This window comes from Phaeobacter sp. B1627, from assembly GCF_006265095.1.
GTDB lineage: Bacteria > Pseudomonadota > Alphaproteobacteria > Rhodobacterales > Rhodobacteraceae > Epibacterium.
In genome coordinates, this window is record NZ_VCNK01000032.1 from 1 (window position 1) to 14,965 (window position 14,965).

Consider the following 14,965-nt stretch of genomic DNA (forward strand, 5'->3'; position numbering starts at 1 on the left):
ACATAGTGCAGCGCAACCCCTCATGCGACGCGCATTTCGCGTTAGCGATAGGCCACCAGGTCGCCGTCTCCGGTCACGACATAAAGCGTCGCGCCTGCCACGACCGGCTCGGTCGAGGCGCCGCCGCTGATTGCCACACTACGGGTCTGGCGCCCATCGACGGGATCAAAGAACCGCAATTGGCCATCATTGGAGGCCACCACCAGTTGGCCGCCCGCCAGAACCGGCCCGTGATGGGCCACGATTTCAGCCCGCTTGCGCGGCTTGTCCTTGACATAGCCCGGCAGAGCCACAGACCAGATCACGCTGCCATCCCCGGCATCCAGACGCATCAGCTGGCTTTTGTCACTCACCAGGAACACGCTGCCCCCGGCAACCCAGACCGGCCCGAATGTCCCTTCAAACGCGGTCCACAAGCGGGTGCCGGAAGTTACGTCAAACGCTGCCGTCCGGCCCGAATGATTGCCCACATAGAGGCGGTTCCCGTCAAGGAACGGCGCCCCCGTCACATCGCTGATCTGCGAAATCGCGCTGCCGGTGCGGCTGCCGGAGACGGAAGCGATCCAGCGGCGGAAGCCTCCGCGGCGGAAGGTCCCGATCAGATCACCTGACCCGAAGGCAAAGACCGCAATATCGGGCCCGACCACCGGTGCCGGCGCCCCCAGAATATTGGCGACGCTGGGCGAGGCCTCGAGCTGCCAGGCGATCCGTCCGGTGCTGGCATCAAGAACCCAGGCGGTGTCATCGCCCGCCACCAGATACAACAACCCGTCGCGCAGGGTCGGGCTGCCGGAGCCTGTGGCGTCAAGCTCCTGCCGCCAGATCTCCGCCCCCGAGGTGGCATCCAGCGCCGTCACCACCCCAAAGCCCGACGAGACGTAGACAACACCACCGGCAAAGGCGAGCCCCCCCGCCGTTGCGTCGCCTTCCCCATCGGCCGAGGGCAGGATCGATCTCTGCCACAGCACCGCACCGGAGGGCGACACGGCAGTGACCTTTGCCGCACTGTCCAGCGTGTAGATCCGCCCGCCGCCGACAACAGGGGCCGCCGTCACGCGCTGCTTGCGGCTGTCGCCGCTGCCGATGCTGGTCGACCAGATCAGCGAGGGCGCCTTGGACAGCGCCGCATGGGTCGTGCGGGTCGCGGCCTGTCCGGGGCTTTGTTCCCATGCCGCGTTCTGAACCATCGCAGGCAACGAAACAGGCGCCGCCCGGTTGACCACATCGCCGCCCTGCCCGGCACGGATATCTTCCCGCGCGCCCCGGAGGATTTCTTCCGGCTCGGTACAGCCCATCAGGACTGCCGCTATCGCTGTGGCCATCACGCTTGCGCGGAGACCGAAACCGCCTAGAACTGCCGTCATCACCCTGCCCCTGTCATTCTTCATGGGTCACATTATTGGTGTCATCGGATCCGCTTTGACGCGGATCTCACCCCTCCTGAGCGTCCGCATCCAGCGAACCGCCAAGTGCCACAATCACTTGAGACACCCGGTCTTGCAAGTCCCGCGACACGCCTTCTGACGCAGCGATCTCGCGCAGACGGGCCAGCGCGGCCTCCGTCTTGCCTTCTTCGAGATCCAGCAGCGCCAATTGCTCGGCGGCGAGATACTGCAGGCTGCCACCCGGTGCGGCGAGCGCCTCAAGCTGCAGACGCCGGTCCTCGGCGGCGAGGCTGTCGGCCTTCAAAAGAACCGATTTGAAGGCCGCAATATCGCGGTAGACCTGTGGCAGATCGCCGTTGGTTGCCACGCCATCCATGACCTCTGCGGCGGCGGCCGACTGATCCGCTTCGGCCAGGGCTGCGGCGCGCGCCATGTCGACCACGGCCTGCGCGCCGGCACTGTCGCTGTGGATCGCGGCCAGACCTTCGGCCCGGATGGCGGCGTCCTCCGCAGACAGGGCCGCCGTCATCGCATCGCCCACGGCCTGCGCATTGCTGCGCGCCTGCGCCTGGCTGTATTCGCGCCAGGCCGCACCGCCCACGATCAGAACCACCGCAACCGCGCCGATCCAGCCATAGCGTTTTAGCATCAGGAACAGCCGGTCGCGACGGACCTCTTCTGTCACCTCTTCGATGAAACTGTCGGTATCGCTCATGACTTGGGCCCTTGCTTCTGTCGCCGGACGGTGCCGGAAATTACGCATGCCGATGTGCCATAGCCTGTGCGATCAGACAAGCCAAGTGCGCGGCGCAGCGCAACAAAATCCGCTGAGACTGCCCTCTTGACCATCGAAACCGGGAAAAATCGGTATTTTTGTCGGAGTTTCGGTAAAAACAACTGCCAAGTGTATTCCGTTTGACGCGTCAAAGGCCTAACTCTGACAGCAGGTTTTGCCCCCAAAAGCTCGATCTTGCCTTCTGTGACCTGCATCACAGTTTCTGAAGACGGAACATGAGTATATTCACAAAAGCGTGTTCAATCCGGAGACAACGTTTACAATGCGTATTATTCCCCCTCTGACCGCCTTGGTCGTGACCGCTGGCCTCTATTCTCTGGTCATGCAGCGCGACAATCTACTGGCCTTTGCACGCGGCGAGGATGCGACCGAACTCGAAACCTCTGATCCCGCCTCCGCCGGGGAGCAGACAGGAGCCGCCGTTGAACAGACCGATCTCGGCGTCCGTGTTGCCGTCGTCGCGGTCCACAGCAGCGCCCGCGCCATCGACAATGCGGTGATCGTGCGCGGCCAGACCCGGGCCATGCGCGAGGTGAACGTACAGGCGGAAACGACCTCCACGGTGATATCGGAGCCCCTGCGCAAAGGCGCCCGCGTGAAGGCTGGCGATCTCCTGTGCGAACTGGACCCCGGTATCCGGCCCGCTTCCCTGCTGGAGGCCCGCGCCCGCCTGAAAGAAGCCCGCGCCAAGGTCCCCGAAGCAGAGGCCCGGCTGGAAGAAAGCCATGCCCTGCTGGAAGAGGCCCGCATCAACCTCACCGCCGCGCAGAAGCTCTCCGAGGGGGGCTATGCGTCAGAGACTCGGCTGGCCTCCACCCGCGCGGCCGAACGCACCGCGCAGGCGGCAATCGCCTCGGCCGAGGGCGGCCTGGAATCGACCCGGGCCGGCATCGAATCCGCCACTGCCGCGGTCGCATCGGCCCAAAAGGAAATGGACCGGCTGGTGCTGCGCGCGCCCTTCGACGGCATCCTCGAATCCGACACCGCGGAAATAGGCAGCCTGTTGCAGCCGGGCAGCCTCTGCGCCACCGTCATCCAGCTCGATACCATCAAACTGGTCGGCTACCTGCCCGAAACCGCCATTGACCGCGTCACGCTGGGGGCCCGCGCCGGGGCGCGGCTGGCCACCGGTCAGCAGGCGAGCGGCACCGTCACCTTCATCAGCCGCTCGGCCGATGAGGACACCCGCACCTTCGAGGTGGAAATTACCGTCCCGAACCCGGACCTGCGGATCCGCGACGGCCAGACCGCCGAAATCGTGATCTCGGCCGAAGGCACCAAGGCGCATCAGCTGCCGCAATCGGCGCTGACCCTCAACAATGAGGGCCAGTTGGGCGTTCGGGTGGTTCGCAGCGACAGCACCGCAGGCTTTGTGCCCGTCACCCTGTTGCGCGACGAAGCCACCGGCGTCTGGCTCGACGGCCTGCCGGAGCAGGCGGATGTGATCGTCGTGGGTCAGGATTTTGTCACCGAAGGGGTCGCGCTTGACCCGACTTTCCGGGAGTTGAGCAAATGATCGGCGTCGTCAACTGGGCCGCAGACCGGGCCAGGATGGTTCTGGCCTTCATCGCGATTTCAATCCTTGTGGGCGGGTTCGCCTATGTCAGCCTGCCGAAAGAGGGCGAGCCGGATATCGAGATCCCCGCCCTGTTCATCTCGGTCTCCTTCCCCGGCATTTCCGCCGAGGATTCCGAAACCCTGCTGGTCAAGGTCATGGAGACCGAACTGGCCGATCTGGACGGTCTGGACAAGATGTCCTCCACCGCCGCCGAGGGCTATGCGGGCGTCGCGTTGGAATTTGATTTCGGCTGGGACAAGACCGCAATCATGGCCGATGTGCGCGACGCCATGGATGCCGCCGAGGCGGATTTCCCCGAAGGGGCCGAGAAATACTCGATCACCGAGATCAACTTTTCCGAATTCCCCATCGTCATCGTCAGCATGTCCGGCCCGGTGCCCGAACGCACCATGGCCCGTCTGGCCAAGGACCTGCAGGACGATCTCGAAGCGCTGGATGCGGTGCTCGAGGCGGGGATTGCCGGCAATCGCGACGAAATGGTCGAGGTGCTGATCGATCCGCTCAAGCTGGAGGCCTATAACGTCACCGCCGTCGATCTGATCTCTGTGGTGCAGAACAACAACCAGCTGATCGCCGCAGGCGAGGTCGACAGCGCCCAGGGTTCCTTCTCGGTCAAGATCCCCTCCTCCTTTGACAGTGTCGAGGATATCTACGGCCTGCCGGTGAAGACCAACGGCGACCGCGTGGTGACGCTGGGCGAGCTGGCCCAGATCAATTTCACCTTCGAGGACCGCGAAGGCACCGCGCGATTCAACGGCGCGGATACGGTCGCCCTGCAGGTGGTCAAACGCAAGGGGTTCAACCTCATCGATACGGTTGATCTGGTCAAGGAAACCCTCGCCAAGGCGCAGGAAAAATGGCCCGATGAACTGAAGGCCGCCGTCCGGCTCAGCACCTCCAACGACCAGAGCCGGGTTGTCGGCTCCATGGTGAGCCAGCTGGAGGGATCTGTTCTGACGGCTGTGGCGCTGGTGATGATCGTTGTGCTTTCTGCGCTCGGCAGCCGGGCGGCGCTGTTGGTGGGCTTTGCCATCCCGACCTCCTTCCTGCTGTGTTTCGGCTTTCTCGCCATCATGGACGTGTCGATTTCCAACATCGTGATGTTCGGCCTGATCCTCGCGGTGGGGATGCTGGTGGACGGCGCCATCGTGGTGGTGGAATATGCCGACAAGCGCATTGCCGAGGGCACCGGCCCGATGCACGCCTATGTCGAGGCCGCGCAGCGGATGTTCTGGCCGGTGGTGTCATCGACCGCGACCACGCTCTGCGCCTTTTTGCCGATGCTGTTCTGGCCCGGCGTTCCGGGCGAATTCATGGGCATGTTGCCTGTGACGCTGATCTTTGTGCTGTCGGCCTCGCTGGTGGTGGCGCTGATCTACCTGCCGGTCATGGGCGGCGTCACCGGTCGTTTGTCGCGCGTCCTCGGCGGGGCGTCCGACGTCCTGCGCCGCCGCCTGCCCTGGGTGCTGCGCGCCGCTCTGGTGCTTCTGTCGCTCTGGGGCATGTTCGTCGGCGCCATGCAGCTGCTGAACCCCGCCTACCTGATCCCCGGCGGCTCCGGCACCGGCCCGACCCTCCTCGGCGCGGCTCTGTTCCTGATCGCCGCCGCAGCCGCCTCTGTCACCCTCGGTGCCGCCGAATTGCAGCGCCGCCCGCGCCGGGTCCAGGCGGGCCAGCGGCTCGGGGCGTTTGGCTGGGTGATCAAGCTGATCGTCGGCAACCCGGTGATGCCCATCGTCACCCTCGCGGCGGTCGCCTTTGGTATCGTCACCGTCTTCGGCCTGTTTCAGGAAAACAACTACGGCGTTGAATTCTTTGTCGAAAGCGAACCGGAACAGGCCACTGCCTATGTCCGCGCCCGCGGCAATCTCTCGCTCCATGAAAAGGACGAGATGGTGCGCGCCACCGAAGAGGTGGTGATGGCGCACCCCGCGGTCATCAATGTATTCTCCTTTGCCGGCGAAGGCGGGCTCAACACGGATGCCTCCGGCGCCGGCACCCCGCCCGATACCATCGGTCAGGTCCAGTTCGAGATCATCCCCTGGGAGGATCGCCCGACCCAATCCGAACCCATCTTCGGGGGCCTGTTTGAGCGTGAAGTCACTGCCGACGCCTATGACGGTGACACGGTGCTCGAAGAGCTGGGCGCCATGGTCGCGGGCCTGCCGGGCTTTGAGGTGGAGATCAAGGCGCTCGAGGGCGGGCCTGCCTCCGGCAAGCCCCTGCATCTGCGGCTCAAGGGGGACAACTGGGCCCCTCTGCGCGCGGCCACCAATCTGGCGCGCACACAGTTCTCCGAGACCCCCGGCCTCACCCTGATCGAGGACAGCCTGCCACTGCCCGGCATCGACTGGGAGATTGACGTGGATGTGGCCAAGGCCGGGCGCTACGGCGCCGATGTCGCCACGGTTGGCGCCATGGTGCAGCTGGTCACGCGGGGCATTCTGCTGGACACCATGCGGGTCGACAGCTCCGATGAGGAGATCGAGATCCGCCTGCGCCTGCCGGAACATCAACGGGTGCTGTCAACGCTCGACACGTTGAAACTGCGCACAGGCGAAGGGCTGGTCCCGCTGTCGAATTTCGTCACCCGTCAGCCCGTGCCCAAGCTGGCCACCATTTCCCGCGTCGAGCAGCAGCGCTACTACGATGTGAAGGCCGATGTGGAGCCGGGGCTGAGCGAGATCTTCACCACCGATAGCGCGGGCGAGGATGTCTCGCTGGCCATCGTCAAGGCGCTGGCCGATGGGGATACCGCCTCCGGCCAGACCATCGAACTGGCGAATGGCACGCTGACGCAGGTCTTCTCACTGACCGGCGCCGGCTCGGTTGCGGCGTTGACAGAGGCCATGGCGGCGGCGAAAACCCATGTGGTGCCGATCAACGCAAACGAGCGGATCGCCATGCTGACGGAATGGCTGGAAACATCGCCCTTTGATCCCTCGATCGATTGGGAATGGACCGGGGATCAGGAAGAACAGGCCGAATCCGGTGCCTTCCTGATGAATGCCTTTGCGGGCGCGCTCGGGCTGATGTTCGTGATCCTGCTGGCGCAGTTCAACAGTTTCTACAACTCTGTGCTGGTGCTGCTGGCGGTGGTTCTGTCGACCACCGGGGTGCTGATCGGCATGCTGGTGATGCAACAGCCCTTCTCCATCATCATGACCGGCACCGGCGTCGTCGCCCTGGCGGGGATCGTGGTGAACAACAACATCGTTCTCATTGATACCTATCAGGAATTCAGCCAGCAGATGCCGCGGATCGAGGCCATTATCCGCACCGCCGAGGCCCGCATCCGACCGGTTCTGCTGACAACCATCACCACGATGGCGGGTTTGGCGCCAATGATGTTCGGGGTCAGTCTCGATTTCATCAACGGCGGCTATTCCATCGACAGCCCCACGGCCCTGTGGTGGAAACAGCTGGCGACGGCCGTGGTCTTCGGCCTTGGGGTGGCCACTGTGCTGACGCTGGTGGTGACGCCGTCGCTGCTGGCAATGCGGGTCTGGCTCGGCACCTATGTGTCCTGGATCGCGCGCCTTCTGAGCCGGGTGTTCGGCGGTCGCGGTAGCCGCGTCGCCCAGGATGCGATCCTCGCGCGCAAGACCCGGCGCCTGCCCTCCACTGAAATCCATTGGTCGGATCTGTTCCAACCCGCAAGCGCGGCCGCCGCGCCCCCCGCTGCGCGCGCAGAGGGCGACGGTGGGGCTGCCAGTGCCGGTGAAGATGGCAGCGGTGACAGCTCTGGCGACGCGGATGCAGAAGCCAACCGGGATCAGGCGCCGCAGGGCAGCCCCCCCGTGCGCGCGGCAGAATAGGGCGGAATAGACCGACACCGCCAAGGGCTGTTGTGACGATCAAAAACAGGCCCCGTCAAATTTGGCGGGGCCTGTTTCATGTTCGGCAGATCTGGCACATATCGACCCCCACAGGCCCAGAAGGCCGCCGCATCAGACAAACAGCCCCGGCGAAGCGAGAGACGACACCCGGCCGCCCCTCTCTTCCCCCTGCCCGCGCAGTCCGGGCGTCTGTGGGATCCGTGGGGCTTGTCCTGTGGTGGGTGGTAAATCTTGTTGATCAGCCGTTGCTGACCAGCAGACCGGCGTCCTGCGCGGCGGTGACTTCTTCGACGGATGCCTCGCCATCGGCGTCCAGATCGATGCGGACGAATGTCTCTTCCGTCAGCGCCGGATAGGCCATCTGCAGCTCCTCAAGCGACAGGCTGCCATTGCCATCGGCATCGACTTCGCTGGCAAAACCGGCGGCCATCGCGGGGGCTGCGGCCAAAGTTACGACTGCGGCTGTGGTCAGGGCAAAGGTTTTCATCGGGTGTCTCCAGGTTCAGAGTTGCGGTTCAGCACAGGGCGGCACCATGCCCCCTGCGACAATGAGGACGGTAGATCGCCCTCAATCGCAGCTCCAGCCCGGGACGAGCCCCGCCATATTTCCGGCAGAACCCGGCCATTTATCCGTTTCAAACCGGCAACTTAACGCGGACAGCTCAGGTGCCGCCCTTTCCCCGCCGACCCCGTCGCCGCAAACCGGCAAAGCGCCGCGCAAATGCCCGGCTGTCCAGAAATTGCCGCCCTAGGGGGGAACAAAATCCCCTGCCACGCCGGACCGTCTCAGCCGGGGTCCTGATCGGCCTGCTGGCGTTGCCACAGATGCGCGTAGCGCCCGCCCCGGGCGAGAAGATCCTCGTGGGTGCCGGTCTCGCAAATCTCGCCCTGTTCCAGAACCACGATCTGATCCGCCTCGGCGATGGTGGAGAGGCGATGCGCGATGGTGATCACGGTGCGCCCCTGACCGGCTCTGGCCAGTGCCCCCTTGATCTCGCCCTCGGTATCAGTGTCCAGCGCCGATGTCGCCTCGTCCAGCAACAGGATCGGCGGATCCTTCAGCAGGGTCCGGGCAATCCCCACCCGCTGCTTCTCGCCGCCCGAAAGCTTCAGCCCACGTTCCCCCACCTGCGTCTCGTAGCCGTCCGGCAGCTTCATGATGAAATCATGGATCTGGGCATCGCGCGCCGCGTCAAAGATCTCGGCCTCAGTGGCGCCGGCGCGGCCATAGGCGATGTTGTAGCGGATGGTATCGTTGAACAGCACCGTATCCTGCGGCACCACGCCGATGGCCGCATGGAGGCTCTCCTGCGTCACATCCCGCAGATCCTGACCGTCGATGGTCAAGCGCCCGCCGGTGACATCGTAGAAGCGAAACAGCAACCGGCCGATGGTGGACTTGCCCGAACCGGTAGAGCCGACAATCGCCACGGTCTGTCCGGCCCCGACCACCAGCGACACCCCCTTCAGGATCTCGCGGTCCGTCTCATAGCCAAAGCGCACGTCCTGCAGCCGGATCTCGCCACCGCCGACCTCTAGCGGCACGGCGCCGGGCCGGTCCTCCACATCCGGCGGCTGTGACAGCAGCTCGAACATCTCGCCCATATCCACCAGGCTCTGGCGGATTTCGCGATAGACCGTCCCCAGAAACCCGAGCGGGCCGGTGATCTGGATCATATAGGCGTTGACCATGACGAAATCGCCGACGGTCATCTCGCCGCGCTCGACCCCGGTGGCCGCCATCACCATCACCGCAATCAGCCCCGTGGTGATGATCACAACCTGACCAAAGTTCAGCGCCGCCAGCGAATAGGAGGTTTTCAGCGCCGCCGCCGCATAGCCCTTCATGGCGAGGTCATAGCGCGCGGCCTCGCGGTCCTCGGCGCCGAAATATTTCACCGTCTCGTAGTTCAGCAGGCTGTCGATGGCCTTCTGGTTGGCATCTGTGTCCTGTGTGTTCATATCCCGGCGCAGCTTCACCCGCCATTCCGTCACCGCGAAGGTGAACCAGATATAGAGCGCAATGGTCACCGCCACCGCCACAAGATACCAAAGGTCGAACAGCCAGGCGAGCACCACAGCCACCAGGATCAGCTCCAGCAGCAAGGGGCCGATTGACAGGATCAAAAAGCGCAGCAGGAATTCAACGCCCTTGACGCCGCGCTCGATGATCCGGCTCAACCCGCCGGTCTTGCGGGTGATGTGATAGCGCATCGACATCGCGTGGATGTGGCGAAACGTGGTCAGCGCCAACTGCCGCAGCGCCCGTTGCGTCACCGGCGCAAAGACCACGTCGCGCAATTGCTGAAAGCCGGAATTCATCACCCGCGCCATGCCGTAGGCCACGGTCAGCCCAACCGCCCCGAGCGCCAGCATCGGCACCCCCTCGGCGGCCAGCGCATCCACCGCGCCCTTGTAAAACAGCGGCGTCACCACCGCGATCCCCTTGGCGCCCATCAGTATCACCAGCGCCAGCACCACCCGCAGCCGCACCGTCGGCGCATCCTCGGGCCAGACATAGGGCCAGACCCGGCGCAACGTCCGCAGACCCGAGCGTCTTTCATCTGCGGCAGAGGGGAGCGCATCAGGGCTGGGGCTCTGACTGGCGCTGGAACTCTGACTGGAACTCGGGCTGGGGCTCGGGTTGGAACTGGGTCCGGAACTGGAACTGGGTCTGGAGCTCATTCGTCTTCCTCGCGGTCAATTCGGTCCACCGGACACACAGCCCGACGCAAAAGCGCGCCCCCACATCGGGAAGCGCGCCCTCTTTCGCTGCTATCTAGGGATTTAATCGGGCAGAGTGAAGATCTGTCCCGGATAGATCAGGTCAGGATCGCGGATATCGCCCTTGTTGGCCTCAAACACCCGCACAAAAAGGAACCCGCTGCCGTAGCGGTCCTGCGAAATTGCCCAAAGCGTGTCTCCCTTTTGCACGGTGACCGCCTGGATGGTGGGGGCATGGCCGCCTGCGGCGGCTTCGCCGGTGATCACAGGCGCCAGCGCCTCGGGGGCTTCGCGTTTGAACGGGGTCTCGAGGCGGCTCAGCACCTTGCCCCCCAGCGCGTCGATCTCATCCAGCCGCAACGTATAGATCCCCGGCGCGACCGATGTCAGGCTGCCGGACCAGCGCCCGCCGCCGTCGGTCGCAATATCCGCAACCGGGGTGTTGTCAAGGTAGACCCGGACCAGCGCCTCGGGCTGTGCCCGGCCGGCCAGCTGCACGTCGCCGGTCTCCGAATAGCTGATGGTGTCCAATGCGATCTTGTCCAGCAGGTCCGGTGCAACCGGGGTGCCCGGCTGGATCAGGGTCACGCCATCCTTGTTCGCGCGCAGGACCGCCACGGAGACCTCCGGTCTCGGGGCGGGGGTGGCATCGGCCGCCACCGCATCGTCATGCGCGGCGATTTCCGGCTCCGCTGTGGCGGGGACCTGCAGTTGCGGCGCATCCACGCGCTCGGCGATCTCAGGCAGCCGCACATCCGGCGACCCTGTTTCAGGTGCCTGCGTCGTCGGCGCGCCGGAGGCAACCTCGGCTGTGGGCAAGCGGATCTCTTCCGATGCCCCGTCAGATGCCCCGTCAGCAGTCCCGTCAGATGTCCCGTCGGCAGCCCCGTCAGATGCCATGTCTTCGGCAGCCCGCGCAGACCTCTCCTCTCCAGCCCCCTCTGCGGTCGCATCGGCAACTGCGACGGCCGTTCCGTCAGACGTGCCTTCCGCCGTGCCCGAACCATCCCCCTCCTGCGTCTGCTGTGTCACCGGAGATTCGGGTGTCGTGGCATCCGCAACCGCCGTGTCAGCTCCGTCCGCGGCGCTCTCCTCCTCCGGGGCGACCTGCGCCACCGTCCCGGCATCTGAGTCCGCTGCGTCACCGGCATCTGTGGCAACCGGCAGGCGCTCGGTGTCCGGCAAGGAGGCATCATCCGCCAAGCTGACAGTGGGCAAGCTGACATCGGGCACAGACCCGCCGAGGGTGTCCGAAACCGCTGGCGTGTCTGGCGCTTCGGGCGCGGCAACAGCCCCCGTCTCGGCCACCACGGTTCCGGTCTCGGGCGCGGCAGGGTCCGCCCCGGCGCCGTCCGCTGCCTCCGCAATTTGCGGCACAGTCTCTTGCGCAACAGGCGCTGCGACCGGGGCCGCAGCCTCCGATGTATTTGCCGCCACATCCACATTCAGCGGTGCGAGGATGAAACTGTCTTCGGAGGCAAGCTGCTGGCCGTCGAACCGCGCCACCAACGACACCACGCGCGGCGCGGTGCTGGGCGTGATGGTCACAAAGGACACGAACTCGCCGCCCTCCGGCACCACCTGCCGGTCCAGAACCGCGCCGTCCAGCAGCACGCTCACCTCGACCCCGGCCTGCGCCGACCCCGCAATCAGGCCGCTGCCGTCGGTTTCAAACCGCGCCAGACCGAGCACCGGCGGGCTCAGGATGAACCCGGTCTCCTCCGACTGCGGCTCCGCGCCGGTCTCTGCATCCTCCGCAAGCGCCGCGACTGTGGTATCGGCCGGGACCTCCGCCGTGCCTTCGCGGTCGCCGCCCTCCTGCTGCTGTGGCGCCAAGGGGGCCAGAACCGGCTGAGGCACCCGCGTCACGATCGGCGCCGGCATGTTCACCAGCCCCAGCACCGCCAGCCGGCGCTCCAGCATCTCCTGCGCATCCGGGCCAAAGACACCGCCCTTGGCCAGAAAGAAACCGCCCCCCACAATGACCACCGTTGCAGCCGTTGCAATGGCGAGCCCGGATCCCGCTCCTATCCCGCTTGTCTTCGTCATCTTGCGTTCAGTCCCTTTTGTCCCTTGCCACCGGCGAACTGTTTCCGTCCCCTCGGTTGAGCAAACCTATCAACACCGCTATGAGGGGTCAAAGCACGATGTTTCTTCCCCCTTGTTCAAAAAGACAAAAGGTGCGCCATGGTCGTCACATCCGTCTGCGTTTACTGCGGCTCCCGCATGGGGGCCAATCCGGCTCATGCGGGAGCTGCCGAAGATCTGGGCAGGATGCTCGCACAGGCGGGGCTGCGGCTGGTCTATGGGGCGGGCGATGTCGGGCTGATGGGCACCGTGGCCCGCGCCGCACAGGCCGCCGGCGGCGAGACCTTCGGCGTGATCCCCCAGCATCTGGTCCGGCGCGAGGTCGGCAAGTCGGACCTCACCACCTATGTGGTCACCGAAACCATGCACGAACGCAAAAAGGTGATGCTGTATAATTCCGACGCCGTGATCCTGCTGCCCGGTGGCATGGGCTCGCTGGACGAGCTGTTCGAGGCCATCACCTGGCGCCAGCTCGGTCTGCATGACAAACCCATCGCGATCCTGAACACCGATGGCTATTGGGAGCCGCTGCGCGCGCTGATTGATCACGTGGTGGCCGAGGGTTTTGCAGATGCGGCACACAGTGCCGTCCTGCACTGGGCCGAAACGCCCCAGCAGGCGGTGGCCTGTCTGACGGGCACAAAGATACAGTGAGACCGCATGACAAAGGGGCCACTTCACAGAGTGGCCCCTTGTCTTTTCGGTTTTCAACGCGGTCAGAACTGGTTGATCAGCGCATTCACATTGTTGGTGGTGTCAGCTTTGGCAATCGAGCCTGAGTTGGCCTTTGCATCCGCGACCGGCGGGGCATTGCTCTTCTGCACTTCACTCCAATCGACGGCACACCCGGTGAAATTCTCGTCTTCGGCCTTGGCCAGCGCTTCGAGTTTGCGACAGGCCCGGTTCACCTTGAACAAAAGCGCCGCAACCTGCACCTTGGAGAGCGTCCAGGGCAATCCCGCATTGATCGCCGCCTCCGAGGCATCAAGCACGTCTTTGATCGGGCGTTCCTCGCTTGCGATATCCGCATCAAGGGTACGCGTCCTGTTCATCAATGCCTTGAAACTATAGTTCACATCTTGGCAGGCAGTCTCAAATTTGGTCTCCCAGCCCGTTTTGGGGCCACACGACTCGGCAACCGAATGACCAAACACCAGCGTCACATCCCGAAACGTCGCCAGATAGTCCATCAGGATCGGAACCAGCCGACGGGCGTTGAACACGTTCTTCAACATGTCCGACGGACTGAGCTTTACAAAGGATTTGGCACCCGCCTTGATATTCAGATTGTCATAGGCCTGTTTCAGCGCATCGTTGAGCGACTTGGAAACCTCGAGCGACAGGGTCTCAAAGTGAAAGCTGCTGCCTTCCGTCGGGGTGATCTGCTCAATCGTGCAGGCCCCGTCGCCGGTGACCAGAAGCGTACCTTCCGCGTTCAGGGCCAGTTTGCAGATATTGGCCGCTTTTTTCAACTTGCTGATCGCCGCATAGAGGTCGGCAATCCGGTGCGACGACAGTTTTGCCTCGCCCGAAGTCCGTGCCGTTTCGGCGATCAACGGCGCCACCAGCGCCAGTGAAATCAGATGCCGGTTGACCCGCTCCTCCTGGCCCTTTGCAAATATGGCATGCCGATCTGCGAGATATCCCAGATTGCCGCCGGGATACCCCGCTTCGCGTTCGATCGTCGAACATTGCGCCACCAACAGGCACGTGGCCAAGGCAGCCGTCATTTTTCGAAAATACACAAACATAATACAATCCTCGCTTTTTTGAATAGAGCAAGGCTAGCATCCGCAATTGCGGCCGCAAAACCGCATTTCGTGAGCCAACGTCAAATGGGGTCAGATGTGACCTCAGCTGCAAAAACACCCGCTGTCTCCAGCGGGTGTTTCCAAGGACCTCAGATGTGGCTCAAAGGTCCGTCAGCACGCGGCAGCCGATTTACAGGCGCGATGCGACGTTTTCCCAGTTCACCAGATTGTCGAGGAAGTTCGACAGGTAGGCCGGGCGCTTGTTGCGGAAATCGATATAGTAGGAATGTTCCCACACATCACAGCCCAGCAGCGCAGTCTGACCGAAGCACAGCGGGTTCACACCGTTCTCGGTCTTGGTAACTTTGAGCCCGCCGTCGGTATCCTTGACCAGCCAGGCCCAGCCGGAGCCGAACTGACCCGCACCCGCGGCAGAGAATTCTTCCTTGAACTTGTCAACGGAGCCGAAGGACTCGACCAGCGCCTTTTCCAGCTCGCCCGGCATCGCGCTGTCGCCCGCGCCCATCATTTCCCAGAACTGGTTGTGGTTCCACAGCTGGGAGATGTTGTTGAAGATACCGTTCTGAGCCACGGCATCCTTGTTGTAGGTGCCGGTGATGATCTCTTCGAGAGATTTGCCGTCCCACTCGGTGCCGGCGATCAGTTTGTTGCCGTTGTCCACATAGGCCTTGTGGTGCAGGTCGTGGTGGTATTCCAGCGTCTCGGCGGACATGCCCTTGGACGCCAGCGCATCATGTGCATAGGGAAGGTCGGGAAGTTCAAAAGCCATGAGGGCCCCCTGT

The 14,965-nt window shown here is 64.0% G+C and carries 10 protein-coding genes; 3 read left to right on the forward strand and 7 right to left on the reverse strand.

Annotated features, from left to right (window positions below):
- Positions 1-41: 41 nt before the first annotated feature.
- Together FGE21_RS16090 and FGE21_RS16095 are read right to left on the reverse strand one after the other, a co-directional pair.
- Complete coding sequence (locus FGE21_RS16090; protein WP_139664449.1) at positions 42-1,364, reverse strand: PQQ-like beta-propeller repeat protein; 1,323 nt, start codon at positions 1,362-1,364, stop codon at positions 42-44.
- 67 nt (positions 1,365-1,431) lie between these two features.
- A complete protein-coding gene (locus FGE21_RS16095) occupies positions 1,432-2,100 on the reverse strand; it encodes a hypothetical protein (protein WP_139664450.1) in 669 nt (222 codons plus the stop codon).
- A gap of 343 nt (positions 2,101-2,443) precedes the next feature.
- Here FGE21_RS16095 and FGE21_RS16100 point away from each other — a divergent pair, with 343 nt between their 5' ends.
- Positions 2,444-3,697 (forward strand): efflux RND transporter periplasmic adaptor subunit, encoded by a 1,254-nt coding sequence (locus tag FGE21_RS16100; protein ID WP_139664451.1) that lies wholly within the window; start codon positions 2,444-2,446, stop codon positions 3,695-3,697.
- A complete protein-coding gene (locus tag FGE21_RS16105) occupies positions 3,694-7,578 on the forward strand; it encodes an efflux RND transporter permease subunit (RefSeq protein ID WP_139664452.1) in 3,885 nt (1,294 codons plus the stop codon). The genes FGE21_RS16100 and FGE21_RS16105 overlap by 4 nt, the downstream gene beginning before the upstream one ends.
- Before the next feature lie 259 nt (positions 7,579-7,837).
- Here FGE21_RS16105 and FGE21_RS16110 read toward each other — a convergent pair whose 3' ends face one another.
- The 3 genes from FGE21_RS16110 to FGE21_RS16120 all read right to left on the reverse strand — a co-directional run bounded on the left by FGE21_RS16110 (position 7,838) and on the right by FGE21_RS16120 (position 12,372).
- The gene (locus FGE21_RS16110; RefSeq protein ID WP_139664453.1) at positions 7,838-8,086 is read right to left on the reverse strand and encodes an EF-hand domain-containing protein; all 249 of its coding nucleotides are present in this window, start codon (positions 8,084-8,086) and stop codon (positions 7,838-7,840) included.
- 299 nt (positions 8,087-8,385) lie between these two features.
- A complete protein-coding gene (locus FGE21_RS16115) occupies positions 8,386-10,284 on the reverse strand; it encodes an ABC transporter ATP-binding protein/permease (RefSeq protein WP_139664454.1) in 1,899 nt (632 codons plus the stop codon).
- Positions 10,285-10,386: 102 nt separating this feature from the next.
- The gene (locus tag FGE21_RS16120) at positions 10,387-12,372 is read right to left on the reverse strand and encodes a LysM peptidoglycan-binding domain-containing protein (RefSeq protein ID WP_139664455.1); all 1,986 of its coding nucleotides are present in this window, start codon (positions 12,370-12,372) and stop codon (positions 10,387-10,389) included.
- Positions 12,373-12,510: 138 nt separating this feature from the next.
- Here FGE21_RS16120 and FGE21_RS16125 point away from each other — a divergent pair, with 138 nt between their 5' ends.
- Complete coding sequence (locus tag FGE21_RS16125) at positions 12,511-13,065, forward strand: TIGR00730 family Rossman fold protein (RefSeq protein WP_139664456.1); 555 nt, start codon at positions 12,511-12,513, stop codon at positions 13,063-13,065.
- A gap of 62 nt (positions 13,066-13,127) precedes the next feature.
- Here FGE21_RS16125 and FGE21_RS16130 read toward each other — a convergent pair whose 3' ends face one another.
- Together FGE21_RS16130 and FGE21_RS16135 are read right to left on the reverse strand one after the other, a co-directional pair.
- Positions 13,128-14,162: a hypothetical protein gene (locus FGE21_RS16130; protein ID WP_139664457.1), complete on the reverse strand. Its 1,035-nt coding sequence runs from the start codon at positions 14,160-14,162 to the stop codon at positions 13,128-13,130.
- Positions 14,163-14,352: 190 nt separating this feature from the next.
- The gene (locus FGE21_RS16135; protein WP_139664458.1) at positions 14,353-14,952 is read right to left on the reverse strand and encodes a superoxide dismutase; all 600 of its coding nucleotides are present in this window, start codon (positions 14,950-14,952) and stop codon (positions 14,353-14,355) included.
- Positions 14,953-14,965: the final 13 nt, after the last annotated feature.